General features: G+C 62.6%; 16 protein-coding genes and 1 riboswitch. Of the genes, 6 read left to right on the top strand and 10 right to left on the bottom strand.

Features of this window, described 5'->3' with window-relative positions; genetic code table 11:
- Window positions 1–34: 34 nt before the first annotated feature.
- The 5 genes from sucD to GRF63_RS10690 all read right to left on the bottom strand — a co-directional run bounded on the left by sucD (window position 35) and on the right by GRF63_RS10690 (window position 4,025).
- Window positions 35–925, bottom strand: a complete 891-nt coding sequence (sucD, locus tag GRF63_RS10710; RefSeq protein ID WP_160485981.1) for a succinate--CoA ligase subunit alpha — start codon at window positions 923–925, stop codon at window positions 35–37.
- A 27-nt stretch (window positions 926–952) separates the two neighbouring features.
- A complete protein-coding gene (locus GRF63_RS10705) occupies window positions 953–1,192 on the bottom strand; it encodes a hypothetical protein (RefSeq protein WP_160485980.1) in 240 nt (79 codons plus the stop codon).
- Window positions 1,192–2,154, bottom strand: coding sequence for a malate dehydrogenase (gene mdh / locus GRF63_RS10700; RefSeq protein ID WP_160485979.1), 963 nt, complete (start codon window positions 2,152–2,154; stop codon window positions 1,192–1,194). The genes GRF63_RS10705 and mdh overlap by 1 nt, the downstream gene beginning before the upstream one ends.
- Window positions 2,155–2,442: 288 nt before the next feature.
- Window positions 2,443–2,751: a hypothetical protein gene (locus tag GRF63_RS10695; protein ID WP_237392415.1), complete on the bottom strand. Its 309-nt coding sequence runs from the start codon at window positions 2,749–2,751 to the stop codon at window positions 2,443–2,445.
- Window positions 2,752–2,960: 209 nt separating this feature from the next.
- Window positions 2,961–4,025, bottom strand: a complete 1,065-nt coding sequence (locus GRF63_RS10690) for a cell wall hydrolase (protein WP_337189652.1) — start codon at window positions 4,023–4,025, stop codon at window positions 2,961–2,963.
- Window positions 4,026–4,187: 162 nt separating this feature from the next.
- A riboswitch (cobalamin riboswitch) is annotated at window positions 4,188–4,375 on the top strand.
- Window positions 4,376–4,468: 93 nt separating this feature from the next.
- Here GRF63_RS10690 and GRF63_RS10685 point away from each other — a divergent pair.
- Genes GRF63_RS10685 through GRF63_RS10665 form a run of 5 tightly spaced genes read left to right on the top strand, consistent with a single transcriptional unit; the run spans window position 4,469 to window position 9,113 of the window.
- Window positions 4,469–6,319, top strand: a complete 1,851-nt coding sequence (locus GRF63_RS10685; RefSeq protein WP_160485978.1) for a TonB-dependent receptor domain-containing protein — start codon at window positions 4,469–4,471, stop codon at window positions 6,317–6,319.
- 10 nt (window positions 6,320–6,329) lie between these two features.
- A complete protein-coding gene (locus GRF63_RS10680; protein ID WP_337189651.1) occupies window positions 6,330–7,136 on the top strand; it encodes an ABC transporter substrate-binding protein in 807 nt (268 codons plus the stop codon).
- A complete protein-coding gene (locus GRF63_RS10675) occupies window positions 7,133–8,095 on the top strand; it encodes a FecCD family ABC transporter permease (RefSeq protein WP_160485977.1) in 963 nt (320 codons plus the stop codon). The genes GRF63_RS10680 and GRF63_RS10675 overlap by 4 nt, the downstream gene beginning before the upstream one ends.
- Window positions 8,092–8,823, top strand: coding sequence for an ABC transporter ATP-binding protein (locus tag GRF63_RS10670; RefSeq protein WP_160485976.1), 732 nt, complete (start codon window positions 8,092–8,094; stop codon window positions 8,821–8,823). The genes GRF63_RS10675 and GRF63_RS10670 overlap by 4 nt, the downstream gene beginning before the upstream one ends.
- Window positions 8,820–9,113: a GCN5-related N-acetyltransferase gene (locus GRF63_RS10665; RefSeq protein ID WP_160485975.1), complete on the top strand. Its 294-nt coding sequence runs from the start codon at window positions 8,820–8,822 to the stop codon at window positions 9,111–9,113. Before GRF63_RS10670 ends, GRF63_RS10665 begins: the two co-directional genes overlap by 4 nt.
- A 57-nt stretch (window positions 9,114–9,170) precedes the next feature.
- Here GRF63_RS10665 and GRF63_RS10660 read toward each other — a convergent pair whose 3' ends face one another.
- The 5 genes from GRF63_RS10660 to GRF63_RS10640 all read right to left on the bottom strand — a co-directional run bounded on the left by GRF63_RS10660 (window position 9,171) and on the right by GRF63_RS10640 (window position 16,528).
- Window positions 9,171–11,387, bottom strand: coding sequence for a M3 family metallopeptidase (locus GRF63_RS10660; RefSeq protein ID WP_160485974.1), 2,217 nt, complete (start codon window positions 11,385–11,387; stop codon window positions 9,171–9,173).
- A 121-nt stretch (window positions 11,388–11,508) separates the two neighbouring features.
- Window positions 11,509–12,192, bottom strand: a complete 684-nt coding sequence (locus tag GRF63_RS10655; protein WP_202131675.1) for a hypothetical protein — start codon at window positions 12,190–12,192, stop codon at window positions 11,509–11,511.
- A 59-nt stretch (window positions 12,193–12,251) separates the two neighbouring features.
- Window positions 12,252–13,133, bottom strand: coding sequence for a lysozyme (locus GRF63_RS10650; protein ID WP_237392414.1), 882 nt, complete (start codon window positions 13,131–13,133; stop codon window positions 12,252–12,254).
- Window positions 13,134–13,332: 199 nt separating this feature from the next.
- Complete coding sequence (gene thpR / locus GRF63_RS10645; RefSeq protein ID WP_160485973.1) at window positions 13,333–13,860, bottom strand: RNA 2',3'-cyclic phosphodiesterase; 528 nt, start codon at window positions 13,858–13,860, stop codon at window positions 13,333–13,335.
- A gap of 139 nt (window positions 13,861–13,999) precedes the next feature.
- Complete coding sequence (locus tag GRF63_RS10640; protein ID WP_160485972.1) at window positions 14,000–16,528, bottom strand: YadA family autotransporter adhesin; 2,529 nt, start codon at window positions 16,526–16,528, stop codon at window positions 14,000–14,002.
- A gap of 461 nt (window positions 16,529–16,989) precedes the next feature.
- Between GRF63_RS10640 and uvrA the strand changes: the two genes are divergently transcribed.
- On the top strand, window positions 16,990–19,920 hold the full coding sequence (gene uvrA, locus GRF63_RS10635; protein WP_160485971.1) for an excinuclease ABC subunit UvrA: 2,931 nt from the start codon (window positions 16,990–16,992) through the stop codon (window positions 19,918–19,920).
- Window positions 19,921–19,933: the final 13 nt, after the last annotated feature.

Here is a 19,933-nt window from a genome sequence, read left to right as displayed (position 1 = left end):
TGTGTTACCGGACATGCCCACTACGGGCGAGTGACTATGCCAGTTCCTTCAACAGGGCATCCAGCGTGGTGCCCAGTTCGGATGGCGAGGGGGAAACGCGGATGCCCGCATCTTCCATCGCCGCGATCTTGTCGTCCGCGCCGCCCTTGCCGCCCGAAACGATGGCGCCAGCATGGCCCATACGCCGTCCCGGAGGGGCGGTGAGGCCGGCGATGAAGCCGACCATCGGCTTGCGGCGACCCTTGGCAGCTTCCTGCTTGATGAACTCTGCCGCTTCCTCTTCCGCGCTGCCGCCGATTTCGCCGATCATGATGATCGACTTGGTGGCATCATCATCCAGGAACAGGTCCAGCACATCGATGAAGTTGGTGCCGTTCACCGGATCGCCGCCAATGCCCACAGCCGTCGTCTGGCCAAGGCCGACGGCGGTTGTCTGGTGCACAGCTTCATAGGTCAGCGTGCCGGAGCGTGAGACCACGCCGACGCTGCCCTTCATGAAGATGGAGCCGGGCATGATGCCAATCTTGCATTCCTCAGGCGTCAGCACGCCGGGGCAGTTGGGGCCGATCAGGCGGGACTTGCTGCCCGAAAGCGCGCGTTTCACGCGTACCATGTCCAGCACCGGCACGCCTTCGGTGATCGTGATGATCAGCTCGATCTCTGCCTCAATAGCCTCAAGGATGGCATCCGCGGCAAAGGGCGGCGGCACGTAAATGCACGAAGCCGTCGCGCCGGTGGCTTCCTTGGCCTCCCGCACAGTGTTGAACTGCGGCAGGCCGAGATGCTCGGTGCCGCCTTTGCCCGGCGTTACGCCGGCGACCATCTGCGTACCATAGTCCAGCGCCTGCTGCGTGTGGAAAGTGCCGGTGTTACCGGTCATCCCTTGCGTGATGACCTTGGTGTCTTTGTTTACGAGGATGGACATTGGAGGCTCCCGAAAATTCTCGGTCTATTAAACGTGGGTAGACGACAGGTAGCCGCCCACTATGGATGATGCGAGCATCGGCAATCCGCTCAAAGCGGTGTCGATTTCCCACTGAGTGCGGTTCAAGCCGACAATGGCAAAAATCGCGGCCACGATAGCCAGAGGGATGATGACGAGTAGTGACAGCAGGGGGTGGGCCAGCCCAAGCAGGTAAGCGCCCGCTGCCGGAGCAACGAGCATACCCAGTACAAGGCCCAATCCCTTCATTACTTGAGGCTTTCGTCGAGACCCTTGCAGGCCTCAAGCAGTTCCTTAACCGCGTCGACGCTAACCTGGAGATTGTTCTTCTCTTCGTCCGAGAGATCGATCTCGATCACGCCTTCGATGCCATCGGCACCGATCACGGCGGGAACGCCAACGTACAGGCCGTCCACGTCATACTTGCCTTCCAGATAAGCGGCGCAGGGCAGCACGCGCTTCTGGTCACCCAGATATGCCTTGGCCATCGCGATGGCGCTGGTGGCCGGAGCGTAATAGGCAGAGCCATTGCCGAGCAGGCCCACGATCTCGCCGCCGCCCTTGCGGGTGCGGTCCACGATCTCGTCGAGGCGGGCTTCGTCCACGCCCTTGATCTTGGCCATGTCCTTCACGGGGATGCCGTTGATGGTGGAGTAGGAGAGGACGGGCACCATGGTGTCGCCGTGGCCGCCCAGCACGAAGGCATTCACGTCCTTCACGCTCGTGTCGAATTCCCATGCCAAGAAGGTGGCGAAGCGCGCCGAGTCCAGCACGCCGGCCATGCCGACGACCTTGTTATGCGGAAGGCCGGAGAATTCGCGCAGCGCCCACACCATCGCATCCAGCGGGTTGGTGATGCAGATCACAAAAGCGTCAGGCGCATTATTCTTGATGCCTTCGCCAACGGCTTTCATCACCTTCAGGTTGATGCCCAGCAGGTCATCACGGCTCATGCCCGGCTTGCGCGGGACGCCAGCGGTAACGATCACCACGTCTGCGCCAGCAATATCGGCATAGTCATTGGTGCCGGTGATCTTCGCGTCAAAGCCTTCGATCGGGCCGCACTGGCTCAGGTCGAGCGCCTTGCCCTGGGGCATGCCTTCGGCAATATCGAACAGGACGACGTCGCCCATTTCTGCCTTTGCCGCGAGATGGGCGAGGGTGCCGCCGATCATGCCAGAGCCGATGAGAGCGATTTTCTTGCGAGCCATGTGAGCCTTGATCCTTACTCGGGCGCGTCAACTTTCCAACGGTAACGGTCCAGCGCCCACGCATGACTCACTACCTGGATTCGATGCGGTCGCCCTAGGCCGCGTGCCATGCCATTGCAACAGTCAATTCAGACTGTTGTTGCAAACAGTTCGCAATATCATTAATCGCGCTGGACGCCCGCTTTACCACTCGCGCAAATGACGCATGCAAGGCGCTTTCGTTCCCCCGCAAATGCAGCGGAGAAATTGTGGACGCTGCGATATGGATGCTGGCGGCGGAGGTGGCGCCTAGCCGCCGGCCTGCGCGGAATCGTCAATCTGGCGCGCCATGCGCCGATCCAGCGCGCGGCAAATCTCCAGCCACCATTCGAATGTCTGCCGATCGCCCGCGTCAGATGCGATGATCGCCTGCTGGCGCGCATGGTCTGCCGCAGCCAGCCCATATTGCGCAAAATGGCGCAAGGCGGCGTGCAAATGTGCGCTCTGCACCTGTTTGCCGCGATTGTCATTGGCCGGAAGAAACCGCTGCGCCCGCGCCATGTGGGGCGGCATGCGGCAATGGCTGCGTTTGAGAGAGGCGGCAAAACGAATTGGCATGCGGTGCGAAGTCCGATTTTTATTGGCGGCCGCATCGTTGTGATGCTGGCCACTTGGGGCGACGGACAAGGATATAGGCAGCGGGCGCTAAGCGAAGGTTTGAATGGATGGTTTACGAAAGATTTTCACTGACTTTCGCATCCAATCAACGGTTTGCGAGGTGAAGGTGATGGATGGCCTGAGCGGGCCTTAATTCAGGCCGCTTCAGTTCAGGGACGTTCGATCCAGCGGCCGCTGTTGGCATATTCGCTGCGCACCTGGCCCGCCGCTGGCAGGCGATCATTGGAAGGCGGCGTTGCCATGGGCGAAGGGGCGGCTGGCATTGTACCGGACGCGGCGGGAAGGGCCGCACTGCTTGCCGGTGCCTGCGCGATGCTGTCGAGCGAGGTCGCCTGTGCCAGCGCAACGGGGTCTGGCCCGCTGGCCGTGGTGGCAGCAGCGCGGCCCGGTTGCGGTTCCCCGCCGAAGTGACGGAAAGCAAAGGCTGCCCGCTCACCCGCAGCGCCCGGCCAGCGATAGAACACATGCGCGCCGATCACCGTGGTGCGCGCAAGGCTGGGCGCCCAATAGGGGCTGACAGCCAGCGTGTGATAATGGGTGGAAAGGCCGACAGGTTCGTACACCTTGCCCGCCAGCGCAGCACGAGCGATGCGGCTGGCGCGTTCCCATCCGCCGCGCGATGGGCGCCGCGCCATGGACCCGTCGCAGGTAAAGCTGAACTGGCAACCAGTGGCGCGCGCCGAACCCTGGAACACCACGCCGCACACGGTGCTGGGCCATGCGCTGTGGGCGACGCGGTTCAGCACCACCTGCGCCACGGCGCTTTGTCCGGCGGCGGATTCGCTGGCGGCTTCGTAATAGATGGCGCTGGTGAGGCATTCCTGCGCGCGCATGATGTCAACGCCCGTGCCCGATGCCACCAGCGCTGCCGCTGCGGGCCCGGCGATGGATTGCGCAGGGGTGGCAAGATCTGCAACCTCCGCAGCCTCTCCGGGCGCGGCGAGCACCTCTATCGCAGGCGGCGTGTCGGCCAGGTAATAAAAGGCGGAACCGGGAAAGCTTTCGCCCGGCGTTTCAAAGCCCATTGGCTCTACCGTGGTGGCAGGGGCCTGCGCGATCTGCGGCTCGAAAGCGCTTTCCGCGGCAATCGCCGGTACGGCCAGCACGGCCACCAGCGCGCCGATGCGGCGCAGCAGCGAAAGGCGGCGCGATTTGCGCGCGCGGCGTCGCTGGGCAAGCAATTGTTGCGGGGTAGGGCGGGCAGTGCGATCCACACCGCGCCGATAGATCGAACAGGTTTCGCAATCATCAACATTGCCGCAACCGTCCCGCGCAGGGACGCCGCTTACCGGACCGTTAACCAAGCCTGCCGTTAGCGCGCGCAGCGTAAATGGGATTGCGTAAAGGGGATTGCACCGGCGCACTTGCGCGATTACTGGAACCGCGACGTCACGGGTATCCGGGAAACCGGATCTAAGAGGGAAGCGGGTTCGATGCCCGCGCTGCCCCCGCAACTGTGACCGGGGAGCGATGCGCCCATATGCCACTGTCCGAAAGGATGGGAAGGTGAGCGCAAAGCACTGATCCGGGAGCCAGGAGACCTGCCTGAGACTGTCGCTTACGCTGCCGGGCGGGGTGTACCGATAGCCAGCGGGAGAGTGCCGTTTCCGGCGCTCCCTCCGTCACAAGCGACGTTTCGCTTTTGACAGGAGGTTTTGTGCATAAATATTTGTTTCTCGGTGTTTCTCTTGCTGCTGTGGCCACGCCCGCGCTGGCTCAGGACGAGGCCGCCATCACCGTTACCGCCACCGGCACCCGGATCGAGGTGGAGGATACCGGCCAAGCCGTGACCGTGATCGGCATGGAAGAAATAGAGGCCGTGCAGGGCGCGGACCTGACGCGCATTCTGGAACGCGCGCCCGGCGTAACCATCAGCCGCAACGGCGGCATCGGCAGCTTTACCGCCGTGCGCATTCGCGGCAGCCAGGCAGAACAGGTGCTTACCGTGATAGACGGGGTGCGCGTGGCCGATGTGGCCGCGCCATCGGGCGGGTTCGATTATGGCAATCTGCTGTCGCTGGATCTGGACAAGCTGGAAATCCTGCGCGGCTCAAACTCCACCATCTGGGGCTCCGATGCGATTGGCGGCGTGGTGGTGGCATCCACCCGCGCGCAAAGCGGGCTTCGCGCCAGCGCCGAATATGGCGCGCGCGACACCTTCAGCACGGTGGTTTCGGGCGGGCTGTCCGACGCCGAAACAGGGTTTCTGGGCCTGTCCGGCACGTGGTTTTCCACCGACGGTTTCTCTGCCGCAGAGGCCGGCACGGAGGCTGACGGCTTCCACCAATGGGCGCTGAACGGCCACGCGCGCTATTATCTCAGCGACAGGTTCGAAGTGTTCGCCCGCAGCCGCTATGCAGAAGGGGAGCTTGATATCGATGGCTTCCCCGCGCCCACCTTCACCCTGGCCGATACGGATGATGTGCAGGAAACCCGCCAGCTCACCGGCTCCACCGGCGCTGTGTATGATACAGGCTCTTTGTTCGTTTCTGCCGCCTACAGCTTTGCCGATACCGATCGGGACAATCTGGCTGGCAGCGGCGCGCAAACCTTCACCAGCAAGGGCCGGTCAGACAGGCTGGAACTGCGCGGTGAATGGCGGCCCATCGGCCCACTGCTGCTGCATTTCGGGGCGGAGAACGAATGGACCAGCTATGAAACGCTGTTCGACGTGGGCGAGGATACGCGCAGCACGGGCGCCTATGTGCAGGGCGGCATCGAATGGAACGCCATTTCCGGCCACATCGGCTTGCGGGTGGACGATCACGCCGATTTCGGCACGGCGGTCAGCTTTGGAGCGGACGCCAGTTACGAGGTTTCACCCGGCTGGCGCGTGCGCGCCAGCGTGGGGGAGGGGTTCAAGGCGCCCACCCTGTTTCAGCTTTATTCCGATTACGGCAATCTGACGCTGGACCCGGAGCAGAGCACCAGCTTTGACCTGGGCCTTGCCTATGGTGAGCGCACGATGGATCGGCGGCCTGTCTATGGCGCGGTTACGCTGTTTCAGCGCAACACCGACAATCAGATCGAATTCGCCAGCTGTTTCGGCAGGACGGATGGCATCTGCACCAATCGCCCCTTCGGCACGTATGACAACATCACCCGCTCCCGCGCCCGCGGGGTGGAGGCAGAATTGTGGGCGCGGCCTGCCGATACCGTCACGCTGGGCGCGCTTTATGCTTTCACCGATGCGGAAAACCGCGACACCGGCCTGATGCTGGCCCGCCGCCCGCGCCATGCGGCCACCGTCACGGCTGAACTGCGGCCGGTTGAAACGGTGATGCTGGGTGCGGATTTGCGGATCGTTTCAGGCAGTTTCGATGACGCTTTCAACTCTGTGCGGCTGGATGGTTATGAAACCTTCACCCTGCGCGGCAGCTGGGATGTGAGTGAGCGGGTGCAGCTTTTCGGCAGGATCGAAAACCTGTGGGACGAGGAATACCAGACCGCTGCCGGCTATGGCACGGCCGGGAGAGGCGCGCATATCGGCGCGCGGCTGGCGCTGTAGTGCAGATATTGTGAGGCTGGCCGCTGCCCTTGCGATGGTGTTGACTGCATGTTCCGGCAGCCAGCCCGAAAGCATTGCCAGCGGCCAGCCTACTATCGTCAGCCTAAACCCCTGCGCCGATGCCATTCTCGCGGAAATCGCCGCGCCGGGGCAATTGCTGGCCATATCGCACTACAGCCACGATCCCGCGGCCAGTTCCATGCTCGCTGCCGAAGCGGCGCGTTTTGCCACCACGGGCGGCACGGCGGAGGAGGTGCTGGCGCTGGCGCCCGATATGGTGGTGGCCGATGCCTATATTCCGCCCGCTACCCGCCGGGCGCTGGAACAGGCTGGCATCGTGGTGGAAAGCGTGGGGATGGCAGGATCGCTGGAGGATAGCCTCGCGCAGATCGAAGCGCTGGGCGCGGTGACCGGCAATGCGCCCCGCGCCGATGCGCTTTCCCGCCAGATTGCGGAAAGTTGGGCTGCGCACCGATGGGACGGGAGGCCTGTTTCCGCATTGCTGTGGCAGCAGGGCGGGATCGTGCCGGGCGAGACATCGCTGGCGCACAAGCTTCTGGCGCAGGCGGGCTTCGCCAGCCATTCCGCCGCGCGCGGCATGGGGCAGGGCGCCTATCTGCCGCTGGAACGCGTGCTGGCCGATCCTCCGCAAGTCGTGATTGCCACGGCGAAGGAGCGCGCGGCGGACCACCCGGCGATGGATATGGCCAGCGATACGGTGCGGTTCGAGCTCGACCCAACGCTGCTGTATTGTGGAGGCCCCACGATCCCGCGCGCCTTGGAGCGGCTGGGCGAAATCAGGCGGGCCGTGGGATGACGCGGGCCAACCTCATCTTGATCGCACTGCTGGTGGTCGTGGTGCCGCTCTCGCTGCTGGCGGGGCGCGTCTGGGTCGATCCCGCTGTCACGCCCAATGCCATTCCTATCCTTGCCGAATTGCGCCTGCCGCGCGCGGTGCTGGCGCTGGTGGTGGGCGGCGGGCTGGGTGCAGCGGGTGCGGCGATGCAGGGTTACCTGCGCAATCCGCTGGCCGATCCCGGACTGTTCGGCATCGCGCCCGGCGCGGCGCTGGGCGCTGTAATTGCGCTTTACCTGGGAGTGGCGAGCGCCATCCTGCTGCCGCTGTTCGCCCTGATCGGCGCGGGCGGAGCGATGGCGCTGCTGGCGCTGATCGCGGGGCGCACGGCAAACCCGGCGCACGGCATTGCACTGTTCACGCTGGCGGGCATGATGATCGCCAGCCTCGCAGGCGCGCTCACATCGCTGGCGATCAGCCTTGCACCCAATGCCTTTGCCATGAGCAGCATCGTGACCTGGCTGATGGGCGCGCTGACGGATCGCAGCTGGGCCGATGTAATGCTGGCCGCGCCGCTCACGCTGGCAGGTATGCTCTTGCTGTGGCTGGCCGGGCGCGATCTTGATGCGATGACACTGGGGGAGGATGCCGCGCGGTCCCTGGGTGTGCGGCCGGGGCGATTGATGGCGCTGCTGGTGCTTGGCACGGGCCTTACCGTGGGCAGCGGCGTGGCGGTGGCGGGGATCATCGGCTTCGTCGGCCTGATTGTGCCACATCTGGTGCGCCCGCTGACGGACAAGCGGCCCTCCAGCGTGATCGTGCCCAGCGCGCTTGCGGGCGCGCTGCTTGTGCTGGTGGCCGATGTGGTGTGCCGCATCCTGCCGCTGGTGACGGAGCTGCGCCTCGGCATTGCGCTGTCGCTGATCGGTGGGCCGTTTTTCCTGATGCTGCTGCTGCGTATGCGAAGGGGGCTGGCATGACGCTGGAAGTGCGCGGGATCACCATCGCCAATCGGCTGGAGGCAATCACCACGGCCCTGCAACAGGGTGAGATCATTGCCATATGCGGGCCGAACGGCGCAGGCAAATCCACCCTTCTCGCCGCACTGGCAGGTTTGCTGGATGTGGACGCGGGGGAGGTGCTGCTGGACCGCGATCCCCTGTCCGCCCTCCCGCCCCGCAAACGGGCGCAGGCGATCGGCTATCTGCCGCAATCGGGGGAGGTGGCGTGGGATGTCTCCGTCGCCAGCCTAGCGGCGCTGGGCCGTCTGCCGCATGGCGATGCGGGCAAGTTCGCCATCGCCAGCGCCCTAGCGGCTACCGATATGTCCGATTTCGCCGCGCGCCCGGTTTCAACCCTGTCTGGCGGTGAAAAAGCGCGCGCCCTGCTGGCCCGCGTGCTGGCCGGGACCCCTCGCTGGATTCTCGCCGATGAGCCGCTGGCCGCGCTGGACCTGTCGCACCAGTTGAACCTCCTGAAAGTGCTGCGCGCTCAGGCGCGACAAGGCGCGGGCGTGGTGCTGGTGGTGCATGATCTGGCGGTTGCGATGAACCATGCGGACCGGGTGCTGGTGCTGGACAAGGGGCGGCTGGCTGCCGACGGAAAGCCTGAGGACACACTGGATGCAGAGACAATTGCGCGCGTGTGGTCCGTCGATGCGCGCTGGCTGGGCCAAGCGGGAGAGCGGGCGTTAGTGACACAATCATGAGCCAGCGGGAGGCCTTGGAAGCGTGCTGGTTCGCCCTGACGCGGAAGGAAATGCCCGCGATTGCAAGGCAGCGCGGCTGGCCTGTGCACCTTGACCACTGCTTTCAGCGCATCCTGCTGGACAATACCTGCGGGCGGCCTTGGCGCGAGGAAATCGCATCGCCCGCCTATCGCAACGCTCCCGAGGAACTCCTGCGCAAGGCCATCGCACTGGGAGAGGAGGCAATTGCGGGCAAGTCTGACTTGGCGCAGCTGAACACGCGGTCGCTTCGCCTGAGAGGCAAGCTCTGACAAAAAAGGGGCCGCCGGATCGCTCCGACGGCCCCTGTTTGTCTTACATCTGCAAGGTCAGACGGCACCCTCTGCGCCGTCAACACCTTCCACATCGTCATCCGCCGGGATCAGGCCGCGTGCTTCCAGCAGCGGCTCGACACGCGGATCGCGGCCGGTGAAGTCGCGGAACATCTGCTCGTAGGTCTTGGAGTGACCCTGGCCGAGGAAGGTGTTCACGATGTGATCGCCCATTTCACGGGTCATGCCGCCGTTCTCAACAACGTAGCTGTAGGCATCGTGGTGCAGCATTTCGGTCCAGGTGTAGGCGTAATAGCCTGCATCATAGCCATGCTCGAAGATGTGGCGGAAGTACGGCGTGCGATAGCGCGGCGGCACCAGATCGCTGCGCAGGCCGATCCGTTCCTGCGCGGCGGCCTCAAAGGCCATCACGTCGGCAGGTGCGCCGGATGCAGGGTCCATCGAGTGCCATTCCATATCCATCAGCGATGCGGCCAGCACTTCGCCAAAGCTGTGGCCCTGGTTGAACTTGCTGGAACGGTCGATGGCCTGGATCAGCTCGTCAGGGATGACCTCGCCGGTTTCGTGGTGGCGGGCATAGCGCTGCAGCACTTCGGGCACTGCGGCGAAATTCTCGTGGAACTGGCTGGGGAATTCCACCCAGTCGCGCGCGGTGTTGGTGCCCGAAAGCGACGGATATTCCTGATCGGCAAAAATGCCGTGCAGCGCGTGGCCAAATTCGTGGAACATCGTCGTCACATCATCCCATGTGGCGAGAGCTGGCTGGCCCTCTGCCGGCGGGGCGATGTTCTGCGTGTTGGTGACCACGGGCTTCAGGCCCAGAAGATGGCTCTGCTCGATGAAGTTGCTCATCCATGCGCCGCCACGCTTGGAATCGCGGCTGAAGGGATCGAAGTAGAACAGCGCCTTCGGCTCCCCATCGTGGAAGACCGTGTAGACCTTCACATCGGGGTGATAAGTGGGGATGTCGTCACGCTCTTCGAAGGTCAGGCCGTAAAGCTGGCCGGCCATGTAGAACACGCCGTCTTCCAGCACATTATCGACCACGAAGTACTGCTTGATCTCCTCATTATCGAGGGCGTAGCGCTCCTGACGAACCTTGCTGGCGTAATACTGCCAGTCCCACGGGGCGAGGGTGAAGGTCTCGCCGTCCTGCTCGATCCGCTGCTGCAACACGGCAGCTTCGCGTTCCTGCGTTGCGCGCAGGGCGGGCACCATTTCAGCCATGAACTCGATTGCCATCGCGGGATCTGAAACCATGCGATCATACATCTGCCATGCGGCGTGGCTCGGCTCTCCGAACAGTTGCGCGCGGCGATTGCGCAGGCCGATCACTTCCTGGATCAGGGGCAGCGTGGAAGCTTCACCCGACTGGTTGCGATTGATGCTGGCGCGGAAAAGCTGTTCACGCACGTCGCGATTGTCCAGCTGTTCCAGCTGCGGGACGCCGGTAGTATTGCTGACGGACAGCATGAATTCACCATCACGGCCCTTTTCAGCGGCAGCGGCGGCTGCGGCTTCGATCTGGCCATCGGAAAGGCCGGACAGCATGGCGCGATCATTCACGAAAATCGCGGCATTGTTCTGCCCAGTGGTGATGCGCTGCGAAATCTGCGCGGAGAGCGAGGACAACCGCTCGTTGATCTGGCGAAGTTCAGCCTGCTGCGCATCGCCCAGTTCCGCGCCGCTATGCACGAAATCGGCATAATAGGTTTCCAGCAGCATCGCGTCCTCAGGCGTCATCGCCATGGCGGCGCGATTGTCATACACCGCCTTCACCCGCGCAAACAGCTTGGGATTGAGGTAGATGCTGTCGTTCATCGCGGCAACCTGCGGGGCCAGTGCCTCGTCTGTGGCGGCGATGGTATCGTTGATATTGGCGGAAACGACCTGGCTGAAAGCGCCATAGGCGCGGGCGAAGACCTGGCCGGAGCGTTCCATTTCCACCACCGTATTGGCGAAGGTGGGCGGGTTGGGATTGCCGGCGATCGCCTCCATCTCGGCCAGCTGGATCGCGATGGCTTCCTCGATGATGCCCTGCCACTTGCTGTCCTGGATCTGATCGAACTGCGGGGCATGCATATACAGCGGTGAAAGCTCTGCAAAGACGCTGGTCGCTTCGGGGATTTCCGGATTGTATTCGGCAGTGTCGGGCAATTGTGCGGTGGTGGTCATCTCGCCATCCTCCATCGTGGTGCAGGCGCTGGCAAGTGCAGCGATCATGGTGGTGGCGAGAAGGGTGGATTTGCGCATTCGGGCGTCTCTTCCTTGAAATGAGGATGGAAGGCCCAGACTCGCGGACCTTACTTGGTTGCTAGTGAAACTTGGTGCTTACTCGTAACGAATTTGTCTGCCAAGAGCCTGAACGTTGTTGTCAGGAGGAGGTTTCCGGTGCCTGCGCGGCGTTTTCTGTGCCGCTGGGCAGGGAGTTGGCCGCAGCTTCTGCCAGCGCCTGCCGATTGACGGTGACGAGGCGCGGTCGTCCTCCGGGCTCGCCGGGGCTGAGCCAGATTGCTCCGAGTTCGAAAAAGCCACCCTGTTCCGGCACGACGGTCATCTCTGCCAAGTCCAGGCTGCGCATCAGCGCCAGCATTTCTGGCGAGAACACCTCGTCAAATTCCTGATCGGCAAGATCGGTCTCCATCAGATCCCGCCGCTCTCCATTGGCGTCGATAAACAGCAACGGAATGTTCAGCTCGCCAAGCAAGGCGTTGCGATCATCGCCAGAAGCAGCCGCGCGCAAGGCGGCAAGCGCCTCCTCATACTGGCTGGCACTGGTGCCGGTGGCGCAGGAGATAAGACCGCCTTCGGCAAGATCGTTCGCGCGGTCAAAATTGCGGTTGGGCGTGATTTGCTGGTCCCACACCACCAGCAGGCAATCACGATCCGCCTCCACCGCAGCCGATCCGGCCTGCGCGGGAATTTCAAGCTCTCCCGTGGTGTCCAGCGGCATGGGCTCCTCGGCAGAGCATGCGCCAAGCATGACAAGACCCGCCAGCGCGGCAACGATACAGGCCGGAGCGGGTCTTGAACTATATTGGCGTGATAGACGGGTCATACTTCGTCAAATTTATTTGGGGCAGACAAATTCGGGAAAGGCGGAATTGGCCTTTAACGTCAGGCGCTGATCCTGCCAGCCTTATCGACCTCTACCGCACGCGGATCTTCGTAGGATGCTTCCATGAAGATCGATTGCCTGCGCTCACTGCGATATTGCAATCCGCGCGCTACCTTGCCTGCCGCGGTGGTGTATTCCAACTGTTCGGCAATGCTGTCATAATCGGCATTGGCGATGGCGCGGTTCAAGCGCGGGCTCTGGCTCTCGGACACATTGCCTTCGCCAACGTTGTAAACGAGGTCCACCAGCGCATCGAATTCATGCTGGTAGATCGGCAAGTCGCCGACCAAGCGCTTTACGCCTTTCTCAGCCTTTTCCAGATCGCTTTCCAGAAACGCGATTGCCTGTTCGTAGGTGATGCGATCACCAACCGACAGCCCGTCTTGCGGAGTGATCAGGTGGCCAACGCCCACGGTGGGGTAACCGGCGACATCGCGATAAACCACCAGGCGCACACCTTCTTCCTCGGCGAGTGCTTCCTTCATGGTCTCACTCACCCGAAGGTCCATCGCATGGACGCGTTGCTCTGTCGGATCGAGATCCATCAAGGAAATCGAATATCGCGGGTCAAAGGCAGAAATGTCTGAAGCGCCTGTGCTGAGGCCCATGACGGCGGCGGACATTGCGAGGGCGGTTTTGCGCTTGCGCATCCGGCCACGCAGTTCTGCGCCGATCTTGCTGCGATGTTTGCGACGCAAACGTTTGACCAGCTCTTGCACCATCTGTCCGCGCATCCAGCTTAAGGCCGGGCGCAACTCGTCGCTGCGCTCAGCCTTTTTCGGGTTTGGACTTGGAGGGTGGGTGGAGCCATCGCGCGGGTCGGAGCGCACGGGTATGGCTTCTGTCTCGATGGGTGACTCTAACTTTGCCCCGGTTGACATAAAAATCCTGTCTTTTTGTGGAGACCCGCTGCCGGTCGTGTTCTGGCGCTGGTCTGCCAAGTATCGTTTCACCCTATCAACGGGCGGCAGGGATAGTCGGTCCACGCTTCGTCCCGCCATGCACTCGCTTGGTGGGGTGGTGGAGATTCCGAGTCTTTGGCGCGCGAAGTTCCGAAACTTTCACAAAGCTTGGGATAAGCTACGGGAATTTTGTAACTTCGGAATATAATGCACCGTTGGGCGTCAGGTCACTTTCGTACAAGGAAAAGCCATTTGCCTGCCATGGGCCGAGCGCCAACGTGCCGTGACGATGCAGCCAGTCTGTAATCATGCCGCTACCTGAATTGAGGCGGGCGAGGGTGATATGAGGCACGAATTTGCGCGTTTCGGGCGGCAGCCCGGCGCGGCGGCAGGCCATCTCCACCCGCATCTGCAGCTCTTCCAGTTGCGGCGTTGGCGTGATTTTCGCCCAGATGGCGTTGGGACGCCGGCTCCCCTCGAAATGGCCGACGCCGGATATTGCGATGTCAAACGGTGCGAAGGTGATGCTCTCCAGCGCGGTTTCCACGTCCGCTTCCATGTGGCGATCCACCGATCCGATGAAGCGCAGGGTAATGTGAAGATTGTCCGCATCCTGCCAGCGCGCGCCGGAGATGCCCTCCATCGTATCGAGCAGGGCCTCTGCCACATCTGCTGGCGGGCGAAGGGCGATGAAAAGCCGGCGCATGCACGTGCAGATGGCAATTGCGATCCGCCGCGTCCAGTCCTGCCAGCAACGAAAAAAGGGGGCTGCGGCGAGGCTTTTTAAACCTCGCCACAACCCCTGGAGTTTGCCCATGAGAGAGGGGCTTGACTATGTCTTCAGATCAGAAACTGAACCCGGCACCGGCGCTGAAGCCGCCGTGACCGTCTTCATCCATCGTGCCGCCAGCCTTGATGACGCCGTCACCATCGCTGAACGTGGTGGAGATGCCGATCGCAAAGGCCGTGCGCCCACGATAATGGCCGACACCGCCGCCCAACATCGTGCGACCTGAGCCCATCGTCTGCGGGATACCGGCCAGCGCCATGGCGCTTGCCGTGCCGGAGAACGCATCGTCGCGCAGTTCATCGAGGTTGAAGGCAAGCTGGTCCAGACCGCTGCTCAGTGTGTCAAAACGCTGATCGGTGTAGGCCATGGAACCTGCCATCGCGTCCGCCAGGCCGGACTGCAACTGGCCAAGGTTCACCGCATCATTTGCCAGCGTGCCATTGGCCACGTTGTGAACGCGCACCGGCAGTCCGCCGTCCGCACCCACGAAGGCCACGTCCTGCGTGATCGTGCCGCCATTGCTGACTGTCGGGTTGGCAGGGTCCGAATACTGGATCGCCACCACGGTGCTGCCGGCCAGATTGTTGTTGATGGTGGTGATATCGGCGGTGTTCTGATCGATATCGGTGCGGTTGGCAGCCACGGCGGAATTGGTGGCAGCAAGCTGCGAACCGTTCACCGCATCGCTGGACCCGGCGGCGACATTGCCTGCTGCCACATTGGTGACCCGCACGCTGCCACCGCCCGCGCCCATGAATGCGGCGGTGCTGGTGGGAGTGTCGCTCTGCATGGAGGGATCGGTATCGCTGACATAGCCCACGGGCACGTTGGCCAGCTCCTCCTGCACCTGGGTAATCGCGGTGGTGTTCACGGTGACGCGCGTATCCATGTTGGCGATGGCCGTGGTGTTGCCGGCAATATCGCCCTCATTCACCGTCACGCGATCGTCGATATTGGCAATGTCGGTTTCGTTGATGGTGACGCGGTTATCGAGATTGGCGATATCAGTCGTGTTGGTGGCAATATCGCCCTCGTTCACCGTTACGCGGGCATCCAGATCCAGAATGTCGCCTTCTGCCACGATCAGCCTTGCGTCGATATTGGCGATATCGCCTTCATTGGTGGTGACCCGGCCATCCAGATCGTCAACCGCCTGATTGGTGGCGAACAGCTGGCTGCCGTTCACCGCTTCATCAGACGTGGCGCTGACTTCGCCATCGGCAACATTGGCCAGCAGCGTGCCGTCCGGGCCGTCAAAGGTGACGCTGGTGCGTGTGGCATCGTCATAGGCCACGCCAAGCGGATCGCCGGTGACGCTGATGGCCGTGATCGCATCGGAATTGGCCTGGATGGCGATCGTATTGGCATCGACCTGCGTATTGGTGGCAAAAAGTTGCGACCCGTTTACAGCATCGCTGGACCCTGCATTCAGCGCACCTGCCGCCACATTGGTGACGGTGGTGCCGCCAGCACCGCCCAGCGTCACGCTGGTCTGGCTGGCATCGTCATACTGGACGGCCGTATCCTGCAATTGCGCAATGTCGCCCGCGTTCACGGCGATATCGGCGGCATTGTCCGCCACATCGGTTTGCAGCGTGCCGATTGCGCCGGTGTTGGCATCGACCTGCGTATTGGTGGCGAACAGTTGCGAGCCGTTGACGGCCTCGTCAGACGTGGCGCTCAATTCCCCATCAGCCAGATTGGCGATGGTGGTGCCGCCAACGCCGCCCAGCGTGATGTCTGCCTGCGTTGCATCATCATATTGCACGGCATTGGCAATTGCGCCGTTCACGCCGTCTATCGCTGCCTGCACCTGTCCCACGGTGGCCGCATCGGTCATTTCGGAGCCGGGGGCGACATTGGTAATCTGTCGCAATGCGCCGGGCGCACCCACGGAAACCGAGCCTACGGAATCGAAGGTGCCGGTCATCAACGGCGCGCTATAGCCGGTCTGCGCGCCGCGGCTGGCAATCGATCCTGCGCCCAGGGCCACGCTGTTGGCCGCAGTGGCGCTGGCATCCGTGCCAAGAGCAACAGCGCCGGTCGCGCCGGCAGAGGTGCTGGCATTGTTACCCAGCGCGATGGCATCAACTTCCGCGGCAGAGGCAATCAGCCCGTCGCCAAGGCCGGTGATCTGGTTGCCACCGATGGCAAGGCCAGCGGCATCATTCAGCGTATAGCCGTCAGACGTGATATTGCAGTCACCCGGAGAGATAATGTTGCCGTCCGTATCCAGCACCTGCAGCGAAACCGGATCACCGGCAGCGAGTGCAGCCGTGGTCTGCGCAATACCCAGATCCACGTCGGGAATATCCAGCAGGTCAATCGTGCCAATGCCGATGACCAGTTCAAGATCGAGCAACTCGTCATAAAGCCTCTCTACGCCGGTGGCGGTGGGCACCACGGTGGTCGCCAGCACATCCCTGAGGAGGGAATCGTCCAGTGAAATTCCGGTGCAGACGTCAACAACAGGCTGCAACGCCTGTGCATGGGCTGGCCTGGAAAGGGCGGGAGCCATCGTTCCGGCTACTGCCGCGCTTGCCAGCATTGTCGCTCGAAAGATCTTTGTCTGAGTATTCTGCATGTCGCTTCCTTCTCTATCCCATCCGTCCAAATCATTGTGATGACTGCATTTTATCGGGGCGAGGTTGATGGCAGGCGGACGCGAAATCGAACTGGATTGCGTAATTGCCGCAATCTGGAAGGGACTTACGAGATGCGGCCAACCGCTTGGCATCGCGCGAAAGTTGGCGGCCAGCATAGGTTTGCGCGCTGCAAGCCTGAGAAATTGGTAAGGTTCAGGTTAACGACGAAAGGTGCCCATTTCTGCAAAACGCACACAAGTGGATCGCCAGGCACGTCCAGACGGTTCTGTCGTTAACACTGCCTCATCATTAACAGTGATTCCCGTGGTTACGACGCGCGGTGGCAGGGGTGTTGACCAAATCGAACATTTGGTGAACATGGGACTTTCGCCGGACCGCGCCACGGCATGGTCTTCGGTCCTACTGGACTATTGCCACACCACACCCCAAGTGACCCGCCATGGCTCTTACCAAAATCTCCGTAAAAGGTGCTCGCGAACATAACCTCAAGGGGATCGACATCGATCTTCCGCGCGACAGCCTGATCGTCATCACCGGTCTTTCCGGCAGCGGCAAAAGCTCGCTGGCGTTCGACACGATCTATGCAGAAGGGCAGCGGCGCTATGTCGAGAGCCTTTCGGCCTATGCGCGCCAGTTCCTGGAGATGATGCAGAAGCCCGATGTGGAGCATATCGACGGGCTATCGCCTGCCATCTCCATTGAGCAGAAGACCACCAGTCGCAACCCGCGCTCCACCGTGGCGACCGTAACCGAAATCTACGATTACATGCGCCTGTTGTGGGCGCGGGTGGGCGTGCCCTATTCGCCCGCCACCGGCCTGCCGATCGAGGCGCAGACGGTTTCCAACATGGTGGACCGGGTGATGGAATTGCCCGAAGGCACGCGCCTTTACCTGCTGGCCCCCGTGGTACGTAGCCGCAAGGGCGAATATCGCCGGGAACTGGCCGAGTGGCAGAAGGCCGGCTTCACCCGCGTGCGCGTGGATGGAGAGATGTACGCCATCGAGGAAGCGCCCGCGCTCGACAAAAAGTTCAAGCACGACATTGAAGTGGTGGTGGACCGGCTGGCGGTGAAGGAGGGGCTGGAAACGCGCCTTGCCGACAGTTTCGAAACCGCGCTGAAACTGGCCGAAGGGCTGGCTTACGTGGATCTTGCCGATGGCGTGGTCCCGGGGCGGGAGGATGACGCAGAGGGCGGCGGCGCGATGAAGGGCGCTGGCCTGCCCGCCAACCGCATCGTGTTTTCAGAGAAATTCGCCTGTCCGGTATCGGGCTTCACCATCGAGGAGGTGGAGCCGCGCCTGTTCTCCTTCAACGCGCCGCAAGGGGCATGCCCCACCTGTGACGGGCTGGGGGAAAAGCAGCTGTTCGACCCGCAACTGGTGGTGCCGAACGAGGAACTGACCTTGAAGAAGGGCGCCGTGGTGCCCTGGGCCAAGTCCAACCCGCCATCACCCTATTACATGCAGGTGCTGGGATCGCTGGCCAAGGAATTCGGCTTCGATCTCACCACGCCGTGGAACCAATTGAAGCCCGAACAGCGCGACGTGATCCTCTACGGCACGAAGGGCAAGCGCGTGCCGCTCACCTTCAAGGATGGGCGAAAGCAGTACACCGTCAGCAAGCCGTTCGAAGGCGTGATGGGCAATCTCAACCGCCGCCTGGTGCAAACCGAAAGCGCTTGGATGCAGGAGGAGCTTTCCAAGTTCCAGACCGCGCAGCCATGCGAAACCTGCGGCGGCGCGCGCCTGAATGAAAAGGCGCGGGCGGTGAAGATCCCCGGTCCCAATGGCACCACCGATATCTCGCAGCCCACTCGCTATTCCGTGGCCGATGCGCTGAAATGGTTTGAGCAATTGCCCGGCCATCTTACCGACACGCAGAACCAGATCGCCAAGGCCATCCTCAAGGAAATCGTGGAGCGGCTTGGCTTCCTCAACAACGTCGGCCTCGATTACCTGAACCTCGATCGCACCAGCGGCACGCTGAGCGGCGGGGAAAGCCAGCGCATCCGCCTCGCCAGCCAGATCGGCAGCGGGCTTTCGGGCGTGCTGTATGTGCTGGATGAGCCCAGCATCGGCTTGCACCAGCGTGACAATGATCGCCTGCTGGAAACGCTGAAACGCCTTCGCGACCTCGGCAACACCGTGATCGTGGTGGAGCATGACGAGGACGCCATCCGCACCGCAGACCACGTGGTGGACCTTGGCCCCGGCGCCGGTGTGCACGGCGGCGAAGTGGTGGCGCAGGGCACGCTGAAGCAGGTGCTGAAATCCAAGAAGTCGCTCACCGCCGATTACCTGACCGGCCGCCGCAAGATCGAGGTTCCGGCAAAGCGCCGCAAGGGCAATGGCAAGAAGCTGACGGTGCACGGCGCGCGCGCCAACAACCTCAACAACGTGACCGCCAGCATTCCGCTGGGCACCTTTGCCTGCATCACCGGCGTATCGGGCAGCGGCAAGTCCAGCTTCACCATCGACACGCTCTATGCCTCCGCCGCGCGCACGCTGAACAACGCCCGCGTGGTGGCCGGCGCGCATGACAAGGTGACGGGGCTGGAATATTGCGACAAGGTGATCGAGATCGACCAGTCGCCCATCGGCCGCACCCCGCGCAGCAACCCCGCCACCTACACCGGCGCCTTCACCAATATCCGTGACTGGTTTGCAGGCCTGCCCGAAGCCAAGGCGCGCGGATACAAGCCGGGCCGCTTCAGTTTCAACGTGAAGGGCGGCCGGTGCGAGGCGTGCCAGGGCGACGGCCTGATCAAGATCGAGATGCACTTCCTGCCCGATGTCTACGTCACCTGCGAGGAATGCGGCGGCAAGCGCTACAACCGCGAAACGCTGGAGGTGAAGTTCAAGGGCCACTCCATCGCCGACGTGCTGGATATGACGATCGAGGATGCCGAGGGCTTCTTCAAGGCCGTGCCCCCCATCCGCGATAAAATGCACATGCTGAACGAAGTGGGGCTGGGCTACGTCAAGGTGGGCCAGCAGGCCACCACGCTATCGGGCGGAGAGGCGCAGCGCGTGAAACTGGCGAAGGAGCTCAGCAAGCGCAGCACCGGCCAGACGCTGTATATCCTCGATGAACCCACCACCGGGCTGCATTTCGAGGATGTGCGAAAGCTGCTGGAAGTGCTGCACCGGCTAGTGGACCAGGGCAATTCCGTGGTGGTGATCGAACACAATCTGGACGTTATCAAGACGGCAGACCACGTGCTGGACCTTGGCCCCGGGGGCGGCGTGCGCGGCGGCGATATCGTGGCACAAGGCACGCCTGAACAGGTGGCGAAGGTGAAGGGCAGCTACACCGGCCAGTACCTCGCCCCGATGCTGGGCCTGCCGCAGCTTGAGGCGGCGGAGTAATCTCTTAGGCCCA

Source organism: Aurantiacibacter rhizosphaerae (genome assembly GCF_009807005.1).
Lineage (GTDB): Bacteria > Pseudomonadota > Alphaproteobacteria > Sphingomonadales > Sphingomonadaceae > Alteraurantiacibacter > Alteraurantiacibacter rhizosphaerae.
This window is presented reverse-complemented; position numbering and strand designations above follow the sequence as displayed.

What these genes read in the sequence shown, in the direction of transcription:
- sucD (WP_160485981.1), bottom strand. Translation starts at nt 925, where the DNA reads ATGTCCATCCTCGTAAACAAAGACACCAAGGTCATCACGCAAGGGATG.
- GRF63_RS10705 (WP_160485980.1), bottom strand. Translation starts at nt 1,192, where the DNA reads ATGAAGGGATTGGGCCTTGTACTGGGTATGCTCGTTGCTCCGGCAGCG.
- mdh (WP_160485979.1), bottom strand. Translation starts at nt 2,154, where the DNA reads ATGGCTCGCAAGAAAATCGCTCTCATCGGCTCTGGCATGATCGGCGGC.
- GRF63_RS10695 (WP_237392415.1), bottom strand. Translation starts at nt 2,751, where the DNA reads ATGCCAATTCGTTTTGCCGCCTCTCTCAAACGCAGCCATTGCCGCATG.
- GRF63_RS10675 (WP_160485977.1), top strand. Translation starts at nt 7,133, where the DNA reads ATGACGCGGGCCAACCTCATCTTGATCGCACTGCTGGTGGTCGTGGTG.
- GRF63_RS10670 (WP_160485976.1), top strand. Translation starts at nt 8,092, where the DNA reads ATGACGCTGGAAGTGCGCGGGATCACCATCGCCAATCGGCTGGAGGCA.
- GRF63_RS10665 (WP_160485975.1), top strand. Translation starts at nt 8,820, where the DNA reads ATGAGCCAGCGGGAGGCCTTGGAAGCGTGCTGGTTCGCCCTGACGCGG.
- GRF63_RS10660 (WP_160485974.1), bottom strand. Translation starts at nt 11,387, where the DNA reads ATGCGCAAATCCACCCTTCTCGCCACCACCATGATCGCTGCACTTGCC.
- GRF63_RS10655 (WP_202131675.1), bottom strand. Translation starts at nt 12,192, where the DNA reads ATGACCCGTCTATCACGCCAATATAGTTCAAGACCCGCTCCGGCCTGT.
- GRF63_RS10650 (WP_237392414.1), bottom strand. Translation starts at nt 13,133, where the DNA reads ATGTCAACCGGGGCAAAGTTAGAGTCACCCATCGAGACAGAAGCCATA.
- thpR (WP_160485973.1), bottom strand. Translation starts at nt 13,860, where the DNA reads ATGCGCCGGCTTTTCATCGCCCTTCGCCCGCCAGCAGATGTGGCAGAG.
- GRF63_RS10640 (WP_160485972.1), bottom strand. Translation starts at nt 16,528, where the DNA reads ATGCAGAATACTCAGACAAAGATCTTTCGAGCGACAATGCTGGCAAGC.
- uvrA (WP_160485971.1), top strand. Translation starts at nt 16,990, where the DNA reads ATGGCTCTTACCAAAATCTCCGTAAAAGGTGCTCGCGAACATAACCTC.